13 protein-coding genes are annotated in these 18,222 nt (G+C 51.5%); 6 read left to right on the plus strand and 7 right to left on the minus strand.

Annotation, left to right across the window (positions count from 1 at the left end):
- Positions 1 to 9 precede the first annotated feature (9 nt).
- Positions 10 to 1,383 carry an exodeoxyribonuclease VII large subunit gene (gene xseA, locus OGX67_RS10980; RefSeq protein ID WP_257651545.1) on the minus strand — a complete coding sequence of 458 codons (1,374 nt, stop codon included), beginning with the start codon at positions 1,381 to 1,383 and terminating at the stop codon, positions 10 to 12.
- Between the two features lie 160 nt (positions 1,384 to 1,543).
- Between xseA and guaB the strand changes: the two genes are divergently transcribed.
- On the plus strand, positions 1,544 to 3,010 hold the full coding sequence (gene guaB / locus OGX67_RS10985) for an IMP dehydrogenase (protein WP_003037756.1): 1,467 nt from the start codon (positions 1,544 to 1,546) through the stop codon (positions 3,008 to 3,010).
- A 63-nt stretch (positions 3,011 to 3,073) separates the two neighbouring features.
- Positions 3,074 to 4,651: a glutamine-hydrolyzing GMP synthase gene (gene guaA / locus OGX67_RS10990; RefSeq protein WP_003037760.1), complete on the plus strand. Its 1,578-nt coding sequence runs from the start codon at positions 3,074 to 3,076 to the stop codon at positions 4,649 to 4,651.
- Positions 4,652 to 4,748: 97 nt separating this feature from the next.
- Here guaA and mscS read toward each other — a convergent pair whose 3' ends face one another.
- Both mscS and OGX67_RS11000 read right to left on the minus strand, forming a co-directional pair.
- Positions 4,749 to 5,627 carry a small-conductance mechanosensitive channel MscS gene (gene mscS / locus OGX67_RS10995; RefSeq protein ID WP_032937867.1) on the minus strand — a complete coding sequence of 293 codons (879 nt, stop codon included), beginning with the start codon at positions 5,625 to 5,627 and terminating at the stop codon, positions 4,749 to 4,751.
- A gap of 364 nt (positions 5,628 to 5,991) precedes the next feature.
- The gene (locus tag OGX67_RS11000; protein ID WP_071524479.1) at positions 5,992 to 6,195 is read right to left on the minus strand and encodes a YfgG family protein; all 204 of its coding nucleotides are present in this window, start codon (positions 6,193 to 6,195) and stop codon (positions 5,992 to 5,994) included.
- 350 nt (positions 6,196 to 6,545) lie between these two features.
- On the opposite strand from OGX67_RS11000, the gene OGX67_RS11005 reads away from it, so the two are divergent.
- Positions 6,546 to 8,816: a bifunctional diguanylate cyclase/phosphodiesterase gene (locus tag OGX67_RS11005; protein ID WP_071697599.1), complete on the plus strand. Its 2,271-nt coding sequence runs from the start codon at positions 6,546 to 6,548 to the stop codon at positions 8,814 to 8,816.
- On the opposite strand, the gene ppx is transcribed toward OGX67_RS11005, so the two are convergent.
- The 4 genes from ppx to purM all read right to left on the minus strand — a co-directional run bounded on the left by ppx (position 8,796) and on the right by purM (position 14,298).
- Entirely contained in the window at positions 8,796 to 10,337 is a 1,542-nt protein-coding gene (gene ppx, locus OGX67_RS11010; protein WP_003037914.1) for an exopolyphosphatase, read from the minus strand. The genes OGX67_RS11005 and ppx overlap by 21 nt on opposite strands.
- Before the next feature lie 4 nt (positions 10,338 to 10,341).
- Positions 10,342 to 12,408 (minus strand): polyphosphate kinase 1, encoded by a 2,067-nt coding sequence (gene ppk1, locus OGX67_RS11015; protein WP_137348382.1) that lies wholly within the window; start codon positions 12,406 to 12,408, stop codon positions 10,342 to 10,344.
- A 214-nt stretch (positions 12,409 to 12,622) separates the two neighbouring features.
- Positions 12,623 to 13,264, minus strand: coding sequence for a phosphoribosylglycinamide formyltransferase (gene purN / locus OGX67_RS11020; protein WP_003037920.1), 642 nt, complete (start codon positions 13,262 to 13,264; stop codon positions 12,623 to 12,625).
- The gene (gene purM / locus OGX67_RS11025; RefSeq protein ID WP_003838485.1) at positions 13,261 to 14,298 is read right to left on the minus strand and encodes a phosphoribosylformylglycinamidine cyclo-ligase; all 1,038 of its coding nucleotides are present in this window, start codon (positions 14,296 to 14,298) and stop codon (positions 13,261 to 13,263) included. Before purM ends, purN begins: the two co-directional genes overlap by 4 nt.
- Positions 14,299 to 14,593: 295 nt before the next feature.
- Between purM and OGX67_RS11030 the strand changes: the two genes are divergently transcribed.
- The 3 genes from OGX67_RS11030 (at position 14,594) to uraA (ending at position 18,220) form a co-directional block, all read left to right on the plus strand.
- The gene (locus OGX67_RS11030) at positions 14,594 to 16,024 is read left to right on the plus strand and encodes a 6-phospho-beta-glucosidase (RefSeq protein WP_286526497.1); all 1,431 of its coding nucleotides are present in this window, start codon (positions 14,594 to 14,596) and stop codon (positions 16,022 to 16,024) included.
- Positions 16,025 to 16,207: 183 nt separating this feature from the next.
- The gene (upp, locus tag OGX67_RS11035) at positions 16,208 to 16,834 is read left to right on the plus strand and encodes a uracil phosphoribosyltransferase (protein WP_003037929.1); all 627 of its coding nucleotides are present in this window, start codon (positions 16,208 to 16,210) and stop codon (positions 16,832 to 16,834) included.
- A 96-nt stretch (positions 16,835 to 16,930) separates the two neighbouring features.
- Complete coding sequence (gene uraA / locus OGX67_RS11040) at positions 16,931 to 18,220, plus strand: uracil permease (protein ID WP_003037932.1); 1,290 nt, start codon at positions 16,931 to 16,933, stop codon at positions 18,218 to 18,220.
- Positions 18,221 to 18,222: the final 2 nt, after the last annotated feature.

Below are 18,222 nucleotides of genomic sequence, written 5' to 3' on the forward strand. Positions count from 1 at the left end.
GGCAGCGGGCTACTTAGCTTTTGGCTGGCGCTTTTTCCCGGCAGCCGTTACCGTTTTTATCTCGCTTTCCACCCAGCCGTCGTTCAGTCGGGTGGTGAGCAGGTCGCCGGGTCTGGCCTGTTTGGTTTTCTTTAGCACTGCGCCATCGATTGTTGTCGTGACGCTATAGCCGCGCGCTAACGTTGCCAGCGGGCTGACGGCTTCCAGATGCGTGACCGCGTTGCCGAAACGCTCGCGCTGCTCGCTTAGCCGCGCGCGGATATTTTCCGCCAGTCGATATTCCAGTTGCTGCACCCGTGACTGCGCGCGATGAATGCGCGGCTGCGGATTCTGCTGGTTCAGCCGCTGCAGCATGCGCTGCTGACGCTGATTGGCCTGTTTAATTTTATTCTCAAGTGCGAAGTTCATTCTCTGACGCAGTCGTTCCAGCACGGTCTGCTGGCGGGCCAGACGCAGCTGCGGATGCTGCTGTTGCAAGCGGTGATTAAGCTGGGTAAATCGGCGAGTTCGGTTGGCGAGATAGTAATCCATCGCCATTTCCAGACGTTGCTGACCATGCTGAATTTGACGCAGCAGTTCGAGCTGATTGCGGCTGACAATTTCTGCGGCCGCCGACGGCGTTGGCGCGCGCAGGTCGCCGACAAAATCGGCAATGGTCACATCGGTTTCATGGCCGACGGCACTCACCACCGGAATACGGCTGGCAAATATCGCCCGTGCTACGCGCTCGTCGTTAAAGCTCCACAAATCTTCCAGCGAGCCGCCGCCGCGCCCGACGATTAATACGTCACACTCGCCGCGGGCGTTTGCCAGCTCAATAGCGCGCACAATCTGCCCCGGCGCATCGTCGCCCTGGACAGCGGTTGGATAGATAATAACGGGCAGGGAAGGGTCACGACGCTTCAGCACGTGGAGAATATCGTGTAGCGCTGCCCCGGTTTTCGAGGTGATCACCCCGATGCAGTGGGCCGGTGAGGGCAGCGTTTTTTTGAACTGCTGATCGAACAGCCCTTCAGCCTGTAGTTTGGCCTTCAGTTGCTCATACTTCTGTTGCAACAGACCTTCACCCGCAGGCTGCATGCTCTCAACAATTATCTGGTAGTCCCCACGCGGCTCATACAATGTAATGTTGGCGCGCACCAGCACCTGTTGCCCGTGCTGCGGGCGGAACGTTACCCGGCGGTTGCTGTTGCGAAACATCGCGCAGCGAACCTGAGCGGTGTCATCTTTGAGCGTGAAGTACCAATGACCCGAGGACGGCTGAGTGAAATTGGAGATTTCACCGCTGATCCACACTTGCCCCATTTCCTGCTCAAGCAGCAAACGAACCGTCTGATTCAGGCGGCTTACGGTAAAAATTGAGGTGGTCTGAGAGGATAACATGTGAGCGGGATCAAATTCTAAATCAGCAGGTTATTCAGTCGAAAGTAACATGCTCACAGAGGAGCGCAAGGTTTTTTTGCAAAAAAGTGTGGATGCAATCGGTTACGCTCTGTATAATGCCGCGGCAATATTTAATAACCTCCCAGGTGAGATATTGCCCATGCTACGTATCGCAAAAGAAGCCCTGACGTTTGACGACGTCCTCCTCGTTCCCGCTCATTCTACCGTTCTGCCGAATACTGCTGACCTCAGCACCCAGTTGACGAAAACCATTCGCCTGAACATTCCTATGCTCTCCGCAGCAATGGACACCGTGACGGAAGCGCGCCTGGCAATTGCCCTGGCCCAGGAAGGCGGCATCGGTTTTATCCACAAAAACATGTCCATCGAGCGTCAGGCTGAAGAAGTTCGCCGCGTGAAGAAACACGAATCTGGCGTGGTAACTGACCCACAGACCGTACTGCCAACCACTACTCTGCGCGAAGTGAAAGAACTGACCGAGCGTAACGGCTTTGCAGGCTACCCGGTGGTGACTGAAGATAACGAACTGGTCGGTATCATCACCGGCCGTGACGTGCGTTTTGTGACTGACCTGAACCAGCCGGTTAGCGTATATATGACGCCAAAAGAGCGTCTGGTGACCGTTCGTGAAGGCGAAGCGCGCGATGTCGTTTTCGCCAAAATGCACGAAAAACGCGTTGAGAAAGCGCTGGTTGTTGATGACAGCTTCCATCTGCTCGGTATGATCACCGTTAAAGATTTCCAGAAAGCTGAACGTAAACCTAACGCCTGTAAAGACGAGCATGGTCGTCTGCGCGTTGGTGCAGCTGTAGGCGCAGGTGCTGGTAACGAAGAGCGTGTTGACGCGCTGGTTGCCGCGGGCGTTGACGTACTGCTGATTGACTCCTCTCACGGCCACTCTGAAGGCGTACTGCAGCGTATTCGTGAAACTCGTGCTAAATATCCTGATCTGCAGATTATCGGCGGTAACGTTGCTACGGGCGCAGGTGCTCGCGCGTTGGCTGAAGCTGGCTGCAGCGCTGTTAAAGTGGGTATCGGCCCTGGTTCCATCTGTACTACCCGTATCGTGACCGGCGTCGGTGTTCCGCAGATCACCGCCGTTTCTGATGCCGTTGAAGCGTTGGAAGGCACCGGTATTCCAGTTATCGCCGATGGCGGTATTCGTTTCTCCGGCGACATCGCTAAAGCGATTGCCGCTGGTGCTGCCGCAGTGATGGTTGGTTCCATGCTGGCGGGTACTGAAGAATCCCCTGGCGAAATCGAACTGTACCAGGGCCGTTCTTACAAATCTTACCGCGGTATGGGTTCTCTGGGCGCGATGTCCAAAGGGTCTTCTGACCGTTACTTCCAGAGCGATAACGCCGCTGACAAACTGGTCCCGGAAGGTATCGAAGGCCGCGTAGCCTATAAAGGTCGCCTGAAAGAGATCATTCACCAGCAGATGGGCGGCCTGCGCTCCTGTATGGGGCTGACCGGCTGTGGTACTATCGACGCGCTGCGAACGAAAGCAGAGTTTGTACGCATCAGCGGTGCGGGTATTCAGGAAAGTCACGTCCACGATGTGACCATCACCAAAGAGTCCCCTAACTACCGCATGGGCTCCTGATAAGTTTCCGCGCCCGGCTATATGCCGGGCGAATTTGTTTCACTTGCCTCGGAATTAGCGTCAATGACAGACAATATTCATAAACATCGCATTCTCATCCTCGATTTCGGCTCGCAGTACACTCAGCTGGTTGCACGTCGCGTACGTGAACTGGGCGTCTACTGTGAACTGTGGGCATGGGATGTTACGGAAGCACAAATTCGCGAATTCAACCCAAGCGGTATTATTCTTTCCGGTGGCCCGGAAAGTACCACCGAAGAAAACAGCCCGCGTGCGCCGGAATACGTTTTCAATGCGGGCGTGCCGGTGTTCGGCGTGTGCTACGGCATGCAGACCATGGCAATGCAGCTCGGTGGTCATGTTGAAGGTTCTAACGAACGTGAATTTGGCTATGCGCAGGTTGAAGTGCAGACCGACAGCGCGCTTGTCCGCGGTATTGAAGACTCCCTGACCGCAGACGGCAAACCGTTGCTGGATGTGTGGATGAGCCACGGCGACAAAGTGACTGCCATTCCGGAAGGTTTCGTGACTGTTGCCAGCACCGACAGCTGCCCGTTTGCTATCATGGCGCACGAAGAAAAACGCTTCTACGGCGTGCAGTTCCACCCGGAAGTTACCCACACCCGTCAGGGCATGCGCATGCTGGAGCGTTTTGTGCGCGATATCTGCCAGTGTGAAGCGCTGTGGACGCCGGCAAAAATTATCGATGACGCCGTTGCCCGCATTCGTGAGCAGGTTGGCAATGACAAAGTTATCCTCGGTCTGTCCGGTGGCGTTGACTCCTCTGTGACTGCGATGCTGCTGCACCGTGCAATCGGAAAAAACCTGACCTGCGTGTTCGTCGACAACGGTCTGCTGCGCCTGAACGAAGCCCAGCAGGTAATGGATATGTTTGGTGACCATTTTGGCCTGAACATCGTTCATGTTGAAGGCGAACAGCGTTTCCTCGACGCGCTGAAAGGCGAGAACGACCCGGAAGCGAAACGTAAGATCATCGGCCGCGTATTCGTTGAAGTGTTCGACGAAGAAGCGCTGAAGCTGGAAGACGTTAAGTGGCTGGCACAGGGCACCATCTACCCTGACGTGATCGAATCTGCCGCTTCCGCCACCGGTAAAGCGCACGTCATCAAATCTCACCACAACGTGGGCGGTTTGCCGAAAGAGATGAAGATGGGTCTGGTTGAGCCGCTGCGTGAGCTGTTCAAAGACGAAGTGCGTAAGATTGGTCTGGAACTGGGCCTGCCGTACGATATGCTGTACCGTCACCCGTTCCCGGGACCGGGGCTGGGCGTACGTGTGCTTGGCGAAGTTAAGAAAGAGTACTGCGACCTGCTGCGTCGCGCGGATGCTATCTTCATTGAAGAACTGCACAAAGCTGACCTGTACAACAAAGTCAGCCAGGCGTTCACCGTGTTCCTGCCGGTACGTTCCGTTGGCGTCATGGGCGATGGTCGTAAGTACGACTGGGTCGTTTCCCTGCGTGCAGTAGAAACCATCGACTTTATGACCGCGCACTGGGCACACCTGCCGTATGATTTCTTAGGCCGTGTCTCTAACCGCATCATTAACGAAGTGAACGGCATTTCCCGCGTGGTGTATGACATCAGCGGTAAGCCGCCGGCTACCATTGAGTGGGAATAATAGCCCTTTCTGTTAGCGGTTTCTGAACCGGTAATATGTAAAAAAACCCTCTTTTTATAGAGGGTTTTTTATTGCGCTCATACCGAAGCGCTGTGAATTAATCAACCAACTGTAGCTGGGGTTGAGATTGGGGGGCTACGTTCTCAACGCGAATATCCATCTGCGGATACGGCAGGGAGATATGGTTGGCGTCCAGGGCTTCTTTAATGTTTTCCAGCAGATCGTAATAGGTATTCCAGTATTCGATGTTGGGCACCCATACGCGGACGTAAAAATTCAATGCTGAAGCGCCCAGTTCGCCCAGACGAACGGTTACCCCACGTTGCTTATCGATGCGGGTATCCTGCTCGATAATATGGTTAATCACGCGCTTAACGTCGGCTATCCGGCTCTGATAGCCGACGCCAATCACCAGATCGATACGGCGGAAAGGGTGGCGGGAATAGTTAATGATATTGTCAGCGATGATCTTACCGTTTGGAATGACCACTTCTTTGCTGTCGGCGGTGAGCAAGGTGGTGGAGAAAATATGCACCTTTTCCACCGTTCCGGTAACTGCCCCAATTTGTACCACTTCTCCGGCGCGGAATGGACGCAGGGAGACCAATAATACGCCAGCGGCAAAGTTGGAAAGTGATCCTTGTAGCGCGAGTCCAATGGCCAACCCGGCGGCACCAATGACGGCAATAATGGAGGATGTTTCGATACCGACGCGACCCAATGCGGCAACAACGGCAAAGGCGAGGGTAATGTAACGTACCAGCGCGGTGAAGAACTGGATAATGGTTCGGTCAACTTTACGTTTTAACAGTAATTTTTCCAGACCACTGGAGATCAGGCGAGAGACAAATTTACCGACAAACAGTAAAATTACGGCGGCAACGATATTCCAGCCGAATTGAATAACCGCATCGCTGTGTCCAGCGATCCATTCAAGACCGCTGCTTATTTTCGGAAATAATGAAAAACCACTCATGGTATTACCCTGTAGAATTTAAAATGGTAATGATTCAAATAAGCATTTAATTTCATAAACAATATTAATGCTTTCATCTGTGATATTTTCTGGTGATATTAATTGACGTCTATTTGAACACAGTGTGTCTTTTTATACCCAGTAAATCGGAACGTAAAAATGAGCGCGAATGGTGCAGTGAAGTGGGATTAAAAGATTGTGAATTTGTGCGAAAAACACGGTCTATTATCGGATAAATCCGTGCGTGTGGTGGGTAAGGCAGCGTATTGTTTCATCACTCAAATCCCTTACCGGATGGTTAAATGTCAGGCGATTAGCCATCCGGTAAGGAATCTTAATGCTGAGATATTACAGGCGCGAGCGATCAGCGCACGTCGGTTTGAGCAGGAGATGCCTGTTGCGGCTGGGTGATCTGCTGAGAGTCTTTTTTGTTCTGGTGGTGGTGCCACGCACCTATAGCGGAGTAGACGAAGCGTCCGAAGAAGAAGAGAAAGCTGATAAGCAGTACGATCCGGATCATGCGACTATTAAATCGGTGTCGTTTGCGTAGGCTGGTAACCTGGCTCACAAAAGGTTCCTTGTAGTGTACCCAACTGAGGGCGATACTCACATTAAGGCATACTGTGAGGCAATGGTCAATTTTTCGTTATGTAAAATTGCTTCAGTTGTTTTATCCTCATATGTTATGAAAATTAATATTATTATTTGCATTAATAATGAATTAACGATAAGAAACGATGAAAATAGTAATAATTGATTAATGAGGGGCTTTTTTTTTGATATATATCAAACGTCACCCTTTACTGATAACTAAAATCGATGAGACATAGTAATGTATTTAACTTCATCGTTTTAGAGTCAGGTGGGATGCCTGTCTGAATACCCCCTGCAGGATGTGCGGGATTCTACTGAGCATCTATGAAACTCAATAAAAATTATATTTGTATGAGAGATAGATGGTGGGCGTTACCTCTCATCATACCATCTTTGCTGTTGCCTATATTGAGCACTGCCAATACCTATGCCCATATTAGTACTGGGACCGTAATTCTTTTCTACATGCCTTTGGCGTTGATGATTAGCCTGATGCTATTTTTTGGCTGGGCGGCATTGCCGGGAATTATCATTTCCATTATCTGCTACAAATATCCGCAGGTTGGGTTATTTGAAACGCTCTCAATAATTTCGCACTTTATTGTAACGATAGTGCTGAGTTGGGGAGGGTATAAAGTATTTGCACCCCGGCGGAACAACGTATCTCACGGTGACTCCCACCTGATGTTTCAGCGCATGTTTTGGCAGGTCTTTTGCCCGGCGACGCTGTTTCTGATCCTCTTCCAGTTTGCCGCGTTTGTGGGCGTTTATGAGAGTAAATCCGGCATGGTGGGGGTTATGCCCTTTAATACTGGCACGTTGATCAACTATCAGGCTATGCTGGTCGGGAATCTGATTGGGGTTCCTTTGTGCTACTTTATTATTCGCACGATCCGCAACCCTTTGCATGTCAGAGGCTATTTTTCTCAATTAAAGCAGCAGTTTGATACCAAAGTTACCAAAACTGAGTTTGCGGTCTGGCTGATTATATTGGCTGTACTTATGGCATTGCTGTGTATGCCGTTAAATGAACAAAGCTCAATATTCAGCACAAATTATACTCTGTCGTTGTTGCTACCTGTCATGCTCTGGGGAGCAATGCGTTACGGTTACAGATTTATTTCGCTGATATGGTCTGTCGTACTTATTACCGCAATTCATTATTACCAGCGCTATATGCCCTGGTATTCTGGCTACGATACCCAGCTTGCCATTACCTCATCGAGTTATCTTGTTTTCTCCTTCATCGTGAACTTCATTGCCGTACTGGCAACGCGCCAACGCTTTGTTACCCGGCGCAACCATCGTCTGGCATTCTTTGATCCGATGGTGCATCTGCCAAATTTGCGCGCATTGAACCGGGATTTGAAAAAAACGCCATGGTCAGTGCTCTGCTTTTTGCGTGTTCCGGGCATGGAGCTACTGGTAAAAAATTACGGCATTATGCTGCGTATCCAGTACAAGCAAAAACTCTCACAGTGGATAACGCCACTGTTGGCACAGGATGAGCATGTCTATCAGTTATCAGGTAATGACTTAGTTTTGCGTTTTAACACTGAGTCGTATCAGGAGCGCATTGAAGCCCTGGACAGGCATATCAAGCAGTTCCGTTTTATTTGGGATGGCATGCTTTTACAGCCGCAGGTGGGGATCAGTTTTTGCTGTGTCCGTTCTCCTGTTAACCATATCTATCTGTTACTGGGAGAGTTAAGCACCATTGCCGAGCTTTCTCTGGCGACCAATTCACCAGAGAACTTGCAGCGCCGAGGCGTCATGCACTTGCAACGTGACCTGAAAGATAAGGTTGCGATGATGAATCGTCTACAGCTGGCGCTGGAGCACAATCGTTTTTTCCTGATGGCGCAGCCGATTTTTGGCGTACGCGGCGACGTTTATCATGAAATCCTGCTGCGCCTTGAGGGAGATGACGGTGAAACCATCCCGCCTGATTGCTTCTTGCCGATTGCGCATGAGTTTGGCTTGTCGTCCAGCATCGATATGTGGGTGATTGAAAATACGCTGAAGTTTATGGCACAGAATCGGGAAAAAATGCCCGCCCGTCGGTTTGCCATTAACTTGTCACCCACGTCGATATGTCGCGCCCGACTTCCGCATGACATCAACCAGCTACTGGTTAAGTACAAGGTTGAAGCGTGGCAGTTGATTTTTGAAGTCACGGAAAGCAACGCCTTAACCAATGCGGAACAGGCACAGGCAACGTTACTGCAACTGCAATCACTGGGCTGTCAGATTGCGATTGATGATTTTGGTACGGGTTACGCCAGCTATGCGCGGCTGAAGAATGTGAGTGCCGATATCCTGAAAATTGATGGCAGCTTTATTCGCAGTATCGTTTCGAATAGCCTCGACTACCAAATCGTGGCCTCTATTTGCCATCTGGCTCGGATGAAAAGAATGCTGGTGGTTGCAGAGTACGTCGAAAGTGAAGAAATACGCAGTGCGGTAATTTCGCTGGGAATTGACTACATGCAGGGGTACTTGATTGGTAAACCACAGCCATTGCATGAAACGCTGGAAGAACAGGCGCCAGACGCGCTGGCACCTGTTCTGAGTTTATGCGGCGATATCGGGTGAGGTTTCTTCTTCAATTTTGAGACGCCAGCCGGTTACGCCCTCCCAGTATTGCTGCTCTTTTTCCAGATCGAGCAGCACCAGCGCATTTTGGCTAAACCAGTCATGCGGGAAACGTAAGGTCCAGTGGTTGTCGTCGGTTATCAGAGTCAGGGTTGGCGGCGTGGTGGTCGCCTGACGCTGATTATTCAGCAGCACGCCCAGGCGTAACAGTTGAATCAACGGCAGAAACTGTTTTTTCTTGAACAGTGTAAAGCGGGGCAAGTCATCCAGTTTCACCGCTTTGCGATGATAACGAACTAAGGTTGCCATCATCAGTTGTTGTTCCTGATTAAACCCCGGTAAATCGCTGTTTTGTAAGATATAAGCAGAGTGGCGATGTAAGCCGCTGTGGTTGATGTTCAGCCCAACCTCATGCAGCATCGCTGCCCAGCGCAGTAATGCTTCCAGTTGAGGATTGGCCAGTTTGGGCTGTTGCGTATGCCACTGGTCGTACATTTGCATCGTTGTTTCCAGCACGCGCCGGGCCTGTTCACTGTCAATGTTGTACTGGTTCGCCAGACTACTGGCGGTACGGCTGCGAACGTCCTGGTGGCGAAAACGTCCTTCCATCTCGTACAGTACGCCTTCGCGTAGCGCGCCATCAGAAAGGCGAAGTTCGCGGATAGCCAACGCGTCAAAAACGCCGCACAGAATCGCGAGCCCAGGAACAAATACCGCTTTTCGCTCCTCTGACAGCCCCGGCAGGCTGAGCGCATCAAATGACGCATGCTTCAGCACTTCAGATGTCAGTTTGTCCAGGCGTTCGGGGGTGATAAAACCGTCTTTTTCACCCATCTCCAGCAGCACTTCGTGTGCCGCTTTAATCGTGCCTGACGCGCCCATTGCGACGTTCCAGCCCTGAATGCGAAACTGCCACGTTAAGGTTTCAAGCTTTTGCGCTGCCGCCATGCGGGCTCGCTGGAAGTTTTCCCGGCTGATAACACCGCCCGGGAAATACATCTGGGCAAAACTGACGCAGCCCATACGGCGGCTTTCAACCAGCTTGGGTTCGAAATCTTCGCCGATCACCAGTTCTGTTGAGCCACCGCCGATATCGATAACCAGCTTGCGGCCTTTTTCCGGCTGAGTGTGCTCCACGCCCATAAAAATCAGTCGGGCTTCTTCGTTACCGGAGATAATCTCAATCGGGTAGGGGATGACTTTTTCCGCTCGCTTGAGAAAGTCGGTCGCATTCAGCGCCTGACGCAAAGTATGGGTTCCCACGATGCATACGCTTGACGGGGGAAAGCCCTGCAGGCGTTCGGCGAACAGCGACAGGCAGCTTAATCCGCGTTCCATTGCCTCTTCGCTCAGCTTGTTATCTTCGCCGAGACCATCCGCCAGATGAACGCGCTGTTTCAGCCGCCCGATAATCTGCATTGCGCCATCAACCACGCGGGCAATGACCATATGGAAACTGTTTGAACCAAGGTCGACCGCAGCAAATTCCTGCGGTCGTGGAGTCTTGTCGTGTATTGGCATATCTTTAGTCAGGTTGCTCGAGTGATTTGATGTAGTCGTAAATCGCCAATTGTGACTGAACCTTACGGCGGTTTCCGCGCGGTACGTAGCGATTACTGAGTTCTTTATCGATGAAGCGGGCCTTCACCGTGTCGCTGAACAGGATATCGATAATATCCAGCACGCGCTGCTTAAGGCGCGGGTCAAGAAGCGGTGTAGCAACTTCGATACGATAATCGATGTTTCTTGTCATCCAGTCTGCGGAGGAGAGATACACCTGCTTGTCGCCCCCGTTCTCGAAGATGTAGACCCGGTCATGTTCAAGATAGCGATCAACGATGCTGATAACACGAATATTGTCGCTAATGCCTTCCAGGTTTGGAATCAGTGAGCACATTCCGCGAATCAACAAATTAACCGGTACGCCTGAGCTTGAGGCCGCATAGAGACGATCAACCAGGCCTTTATCGACCAGGTTGTTCAGTTTTAGCGTGATACCTGAAGGCTGGCCTTGCTGCGCATTGGCGATCTCTTTGTCGATCATCGCGTACAGCAGACGGCGTGAGTTCTGCGGAGAAACCAGCAGATAATCGAACGTCACCGGACGATACGGGTTTTCGATGAAGTTGAACACCCGACGCACTTCGTTGGTGATGCGTGAATCAGCGGTGAGCAACGAGTAGTCGGTATACAGGCGCGCAGTTTTTTCGTTGAAGTTCCCCGTCCCGATATGCGCATAGCGCACGACTTCATCACCTTCTTTACGCGAGATAAGGAACAGTTTGGCGTGAATTTTCAGACCCGGCGCGGAGAAGATGACGTGAACGCCCGCTTCGGTCAGGCGCTTGGCCCAATGAATGTTGGCTTCTTCATCAAAGCGCGCCTGCAATTCCACTACCACGGTGACTTTTTTACTGTTATGCGCGGCATGGATCATCGCGTCGATGATGCGCGAGTCTTTTGCCACACGGTAGATGTTGATCTTTATCGCCAGCACGCTCGGGTCGAAAGACGCCTGGCGCAACAGTTCAAGAACGTGCTCAAAGGTGTGATACGGGTAATACAGCAGCACATCGCGCTCGCGGATTGCATCAAATCCGTTACGGAATTTCTCATTGTCGAACCAGATGTGGCGCAGACGCGGCAGCGGCTTATTAACCAGGTTGGCTTTGCCAACGTTGGGGAAGTTAATAAAGTCTTTGAAGTTATGGTAACGCCCGCCGGGAACAATTGAGTCGTAGCGAGAAATCGTCAGTTTTTCACGTAGCACCTCGACCAACGCATTGGGCATGTCGCGCTGATAGACAAAACGTACAGGCTCTGCGGTCAGACGCTGTTTCAGGCTGGAGGACATCAGCTCCATCAGGCTCGATTCCATCTCGTGCACCAAATCGTATTCGGCGTCACGGGTCATTTTCATCGAATAGGCGTTAAGTGCGTCGTAATCAAAGAACCCTTTGAAAATATCGTCCAGGCAGTAGCGTAAGATGTTGTCCAGCAGGATCATCGGTTTGCGACGCCGCGGGGTTTCCGGCGGCAAATTCACAAAACGGGGAACCTTGTCGGAAGGGATTTCCAGCAGCGCGTAGCGGATTGTATCGCCGCGGATAATCTCTACCGCCAGATAGGTGTAGTCATCTTTCAAAAACTGGACTAAATCCGTCTCGCGGTTAATCAGGATCGGCGTGATGTGCTGGCGAAGATATTGCTTGAAGTAATGACGCAACCAGCTCTGCTGATTGACCGATAGCTGGCGTTCGTTGATTAAGAAAATCTGATTGCGCGCCATCTCCAGCAGCAACTCGTTGTACAGACCGTCAAATTCCTGATCGGCTTTTAATACGCGGGCCTGGATTTTGCCTAACAGATGGCGGGAGTGAGAGTTTGAACCCTGTTCTTCGCTAATAATGATTCGGCGCTTCAGTTCGGCAAAACGAACCTTATAAAACTCGTCGAGGTTATTGGAATAGATGCCTAAGAAACGCATCCGTTCGATCAACGGGTTTGACTTATCAGCAGCTTCCTGGAGTACGCGTTCGTTGAACGCTAACCAACTGAGTTCTTTCTCGATGTATAGCTTTTCCTGACCCATTACCACTTTTACTCCGTTTCATTCACGGGACACTACCGATTTATTATGGCGAGCATTGCTCTCAGATGTCCAACTGTGCCAGAAAAATATGACAATAAACCGTCTGATAGCAAAGAGAAAGGGGGAGCGTAGATGAATACCGGTGGTATTAACCGGAAAAGGTAGTTATGCCTGTAAGCCGGATGGTGACATGCGGCTTACAGGTTGAATTTTATTATTCGTCGGCGGCGTAGCCTTGCGGCGGCAGACGAACGCCATCCAGCCATGCAGCGTTATCACGCATCTTCAGGCGACCATCAATAAACCAGCTTACCACCAGTGGGTAAATGGTATGTTCCTGAGCCTGAACCCGTGCCGTGACATCATCTTCGCTGTCGCCTTCAAATACCGGAACTTTGGCCTGAAGAATAACCGGTCCGCCGTCCAGTTCATCAGTGACGAAGTGGACGGAGGTACCATGCTCTTCATCGCCGTTTTCCAGTACCTGGCGGTGCGTATGCAGGCCGGGATACTTTGGCAATAAAGACGGGTGGATATTCAGCAATCGTTCAGAATAGTGCGCGACAAACGCCGGACTGAGAATGCGCATATAACCGGCCAGCACCACGACATCCGGCGCCCAGGCGTCAATTTCTTGTATCAGTTGGCGGTCGAAGGCTTCGCGACTTGCAAACTGGGCGGCTTCCAGCGAGTACGCTGGAATATTCGCTTCGCGTGCGCGTTCAAGGCCGAACGCATCGGCCTTGTTACTGAATACTGCACGTATGGTGCCATTGATTTTTTTCTGTTCGCAGGCGTCTATTATCGCCTGCAAATTGCTTCCGTTACCGGAAATGAGCACCACAATGTTTTTCATTCAATGACCACACGCTGTTCGGAATCAGAAGCTTTGATGATACCGATTTTCCATGCGTTTTCACCTTTCTCATTGAGCAAAGCCAGGGCTTTGTCCACTTCCGGAGCTGGCAGGGCGATAACCATACCTACGCCGCAGTTAAAGGTGCGATACATCTCATGCTGGCTGACGTTACCCGCCGTTTGCAGCCAGTTGAAGACGGCTGGCCACTGCCAGGAAGACTCGTCGATCACGGCCTGCGTGTTGTCTGGCAGAACGCGTGGAATATTTTCCCAGAAGCCGCCGCCGGTCAGGTGGGCAATGGCGTGCACATCAACCTTCTCGATCAGTTCCAGAATGGATTTTACGTAAATGCGGGTCGGAGCCAGCAAGTGATCGGCCAGCGACTTGCCTTCAAGCTCGGTGGTTTCCGGGTCACAACCGCTGACTTCAACGATTTTACGCACCAGAGAGTAACCGTTGGAGTGCGGACCGCTGGAGCCGAGCGCAATCAGTACGTCGCCGTCAGCCACTTTAGAACCGTCGATAATCTCTGATTTTTCGACGACGCCAACGCAGAAACCTGCCACGTCGTAATCTTCGCCGTGGTACATCCCCGGCATTTCAGCTGTTTCCCCACCGACCAGCGCACAGCCAGACTGCAGGCAGCCTTCGGCAATCCCGTTAATGACGCTGGCTGCGGTGTCCACATCCAGTTTGCCGGTTGCATAGTAGTCGAGGAAGAACAGCGGCTCAGCGCCCTGAACCACGAGGTCGTTGACGCACATTGCGACGAGGTCAATCCCGATAGTGTCGTGGCGTTTCAGATCCATCGCCAGACGCAGTTTTGTACCAACGCCATCAGTGCCGGAAACCAGTACCGGTTCACGATATTTTTGCGGCAATGCGCACAGCGCACCGAAGCCACCCAGACCACCCATAACTTCCGGACGACGCGTTTTCTTTACTACGCCTTTGATTCGATCAACCAGAGCATTACCTGCATCAATATCAACACCGGCATCTTTGTAGCTAAGAGAGGTTTTATCGGTCACTGCCTGCTTCCCCACATGTTTACTTGCAGTAAAAGTTAAATTCGGCGCAATTCTAACAGGGAAAGCAAACGTTTGCGAGCCTGCTCTGCATCAAGTTTTATCTGCTGGTTTTTTCAGCATTTTACAATCATTTATCTATTTGTTTGAACTGCGCCACGAAAATGAAACCGGGTACAGTCTTGTGCTTGAAACCTGCCAGCCGAATGCACAGTATCGTACTGAAACCGGTTTCTGTTTTCTGTTGCGGGCCTCATTTGGAGCGTTTTGCGCAGAGTCATCACGATAGGGGAAGGGGATGTCAGGATTTAAAGCAGATTTCATGTGGGGTGGCGCTGTCGCCGCTCATCAACTGGAAGGTGGCTGGCAGGAGGGCGGTAAAGGAATTAGCGTTGCCGATGTCATGACGGCGGTGGCGCATGGCGTGGCGCGTGAAATTACTGACGGTGTGATTGCCGGTAAAAACTACCCTAACCACGATGCCATCGATTTTTATCATCGCTATAAAGACGACATCAAGCTGTTTGCCGAAATGGAGTTTAAATGTTTTCGCACTTCTATTGCCTGGACGCGGATTTTCCCTTTAGGTGACGAAGCGCAACCCAATGAAGCTGGCCTGCAGTTCTATGATGATCTGTTCGACGAATGTCTGAGATATGGCATTGAACCGGTGATTACGTTGTCGCATTTCGAGATGCCCTACCATCTGGTGACGGAGTACGGCGGCTGGCGCAACCGTAAGCTTATCGACTTTTTTGTCCGTTTTGCCCGGGTGGTTTTCACTCGTTACCAGCACAAAGTGAAGTACTGGATGACGTTTAATGAGATTAACAATCAGGCAAATTATCACGAAGACTTCGCGCCCTTTACTAACTCTGGCCTGAAATATCTGCCTGGTGAAGACCGCGAGCCGGTCATGTACCAGGCGGCGCACTACGAGCTGGTGGCAAGCGCGCTGGCGGTGAAGCTCGCGCGTGAAATTAACCCGGCGCTGCAAATTGGCTGCATGATTGCGATGTGCCCAATTTATCCGCTGACCTGTGCGCCGAACGACATGATGATGGCGATGAACGCTATGCACCGGCGTTACTGGTTTACTGACGTCCATGTGCGCGGCAAATACCCGCAGCATCTTCTCAATTACTTTACCCGTCGTGGCTTTGAACTGGATATCACCGAGGAAGACCGTCAGGCGCTGACCGAGGGCTGCGTTGATTACATCGGCTTTAGCTATTATATGTCTTTCGCGACCCAGGCAACGGCGGACAACCCACAACTGGATTACGACGAGTCGAAAAGCCTGGTTTCCAACCCGTATGTGCAGAAGTCGGACTGGGGCTGGCAGATTGATCCGGTTGGCCTGCGTTATTCACTGAACTGGTTCTGGGATCATTATCAGCTGCCGTTGTTTATTGTAGAAAACGGCTTTGGGGCGATTGACGTGCAGCAGGCCGACGGCTCGGTGGATGATTCCTATCGTATTGACTATATGGCCGCGCATATCAGCGAAATGAAAAAAGCAGTGGTGGAAGATGGCGTGGATCTGATGGGTTATACCCCGTGGGGCTGTATTGATTTAGTCTCGGCCGGGACGGGGGAGATGAAAAAACGCTACGGCTTTATCTATGTTGATAAAAATAATGACGGGAGTGGGACATTAGCACGCTCGCCGAAGAAATCTTTTTCATGGTATCAAAACGTCATCCAGAGTAATGCTGAAAATCTATAAAATTCATAGCATTGATAACAACCCCCGCACTTATTGTGGGGGTTGTTTTATACTCATCATCCAGACGCAAACGATTTTGGTTGATCCATATCAAGCGTATGCAGTGTTGCGCCAGAGACGAAAAGCGGTATAATCCGGCGATTTTTTTTGTGGTTGCCACTCGTCTGAGGAAAGGAGAAGAGTATGAAGATCGTGGAAGTCAAACACCCACTCGTCAAACACAAGCTGGGACTGATGCGTGAAAACGACATCAGCACTAAACGCTTTCGTGAACTCGCCTCGGAAGTTGGCAGCCTGCTGACTTATGAAGCAACCGCTGGTCTGGAAACCGAAAAGGTGACCATCGAAGGCTGGAACGGCCCGGTTGAAGTTGACCAAATCAAAGGTAAAAAAATCACCGTTGTGCCAATCCTGCGTGCGGGCCTGGGCATGATGGAAGGCGTACTGGAAAACGTTCCGAGCGCGCGTATCAGCGTGGTCGGTATGTACCGTAATGAAGAGACGCTGGAGCCGGTTCCGTACTTCCAGAAGCTGGTTTCTAACATTGATGAGCGTATGGCGCTGATCGTTGACCCGATGCTGGCAACCGGCGGTTCCGTTATCGCTACCATCGACCTGCTGAAAAAAGCAGGCTGCAGCAGCATTAAAGTCCTGGTGCTGGTTGCAGCGCCGGAAGGTATCGCGGCGCTGGAAAAAGCGCACCCGGATGTTGAGCTGTATACTGCCTCCATCGATCAGGGACTGAACGAGCACGGATACATTATTCCGGGGCTCGGCGATGCCGGCGATAAGATTTTTGGTACCAAGTAAACGAATAAGTGAAAAGAAGCCGACTTTAAGAGTCGGCTTTTTTTTGAATAAAACAACCCAATCGCTAATAACAAACAACACTCAGAGGAAAACACTATGACGCGCCGTGCTATCGGGGTGAGTGAAAGACCGCCGCTTTTACAGACAATCCCGCTTAGTTTACAGCACCTGTTCGCCATGTTTGGCGCAACGGTACTGGTGCCAGTCCTGTTTCATATCAACCCAGCTACCGTTCTGCTGTTTAACGGTATTGGTACTTTACTGTATCTCTTTATTTGTAAAGGTAAAATTCCGGCTTACCTCGGTTCAAGCTTTGCGTTCATTTCCCCAGTTCTGCTGCTGCTGCCGCTAGGGTATGAAGTGGCGCTGGGCGGTTTCATTATGTGTGGCATCCTGTTCTGCCTGGTTTCGTTCATCGTTAAGAAAGCCGGTACTGGCTGGCTGGATGTAATGTTCCCGCCTGCGGCGATGGGCGCAATCGTTGCCGTTATCGGTCTGGAGCTGGCGGGTGTCGCTGCGGGTATGGCGGGATTGCTGCCTGCGGAAGGACAAGCGCCAGACTCAACAACCATCATCATCTCAATGGTGACGCTGGCGGTGACGGTATTTGGTTCCGTGCTGTTCCGTGGCTTTATGGCGATTATCCCGATTTTGATTGGGGTGCTGGCCGGGTACGCGCTCTCCTTCGTGATGGGGGTCGTGGACACCACGCCGATAGCGCAGGCTCACTGGTTTGCTCTGCCGACGTTCTACACGCCGCGCTTTGAATGGGTCGCTATTCTGACCATTCTGCCTGCGGCGCTGGTGGTTATTGCTGAACACGTCGGCCACCTGGTGGTAACGGCGAATATCGTGAAAAAAGATTTGATTCGCGATCCTGGCCTGCATCGTTCTATGTTTGCTAACGGCCTGTCGACGGTGATCTCCGGCTTCTTCGGTTCTACGCCGAACACCACGTACGGCGAAAACATCGGCGTCATGGCGATTACCCGCGTTTACAGTACCTGGGTTATTGGCGGTGCGGCGATTTTCGCCATTCTGCTCTCCTGCGTGGGTAAACTGGCTGCGGCGATCCAAATCATTCCACTGCCGGTCATGGGCGGTGTATCTCTGCTGTTGTACGGCGTGATTGGCGCTTCCGGTATTCGCGTGCTGATCGAGTCAAAAGTTGACTACAACAAAGCACAGAACCTGATCCTGACCTCGGTCATTTTGATCATTGGCGTCAGCGGCGCGAAAGTTCACATCGGTGCTGCTGAGCTGAAAGGCATGGCGCTGGCGACCATTGTGGGTGTCTGTCTGAGCCTGATTTTCAAAGTTATCAGCCTGCTGCGTCCAGAAGAAGTGGTGCTCGACGCCAAAGATGCCGACACTGAGCAACAGTAAAC

The organism is Citrobacter sp. Cf118 (genome assembly GCF_030334095.1).
GTDB lineage: Bacteria > Pseudomonadota > Gammaproteobacteria > Enterobacterales > Enterobacteriaceae > Citrobacter > Citrobacter freundii.

Coding starts and splice junctions, on each gene's coding strand:
- xseA (WP_257651545.1), bottom strand. CDS start 1,383: ATGTTATCCTCTCAGACCACCTCAATTTTTACCGTAAGCCGCCTGAAT.
- guaB (WP_003037756.1), top strand. CDS start 1,544: ATGCTACGTATCGCAAAAGAAGCCCTGACGTTTGACGACGTCCTCCTC.
- guaA (WP_003037760.1), top strand. CDS start 3,074: ATGACAGACAATATTCATAAACATCGCATTCTCATCCTCGATTTCGGC.
- mscS (WP_032937867.1), bottom strand. CDS start 5,627: ATGAGTGGTTTTTCATTATTTCCGAAAATAAGCAGCGGTCTTGAATGG.
- OGX67_RS11005 (WP_071697599.1), top strand. CDS start 6,546: ATGAAACTCAATAAAAATTATATTTGTATGAGAGATAGATGGTGGGCG.
- ppx (WP_003037914.1), bottom strand. CDS start 10,337: ATGCCAATACACGACAAGACTCCACGACCGCAGGAATTTGCTGCGGTC.
- ppk1 (WP_137348382.1), bottom strand. CDS start 12,408: ATGGGTCAGGAAAAGCTATACATCGAGAAAGAACTCAGTTGGTTAGCG.
- purN (WP_003037920.1), bottom strand. CDS start 13,264: ATGAAAAACATTGTGGTGCTCATTTCCGGTAACGGAAGCAATTTGCAG.
- OGX67_RS11030 (WP_286526497.1), top strand. CDS start 14,594: ATGTCAGGATTTAAAGCAGATTTCATGTGGGGTGGCGCTGTCGCCGCT.
- upp (WP_003037929.1), top strand. CDS start 16,208: ATGAAGATCGTGGAAGTCAAACACCCACTCGTCAAACACAAGCTGGGA.
- uraA (WP_003037932.1), top strand. CDS start 16,931: ATGACGCGCCGTGCTATCGGGGTGAGTGAAAGACCGCCGCTTTTACAG.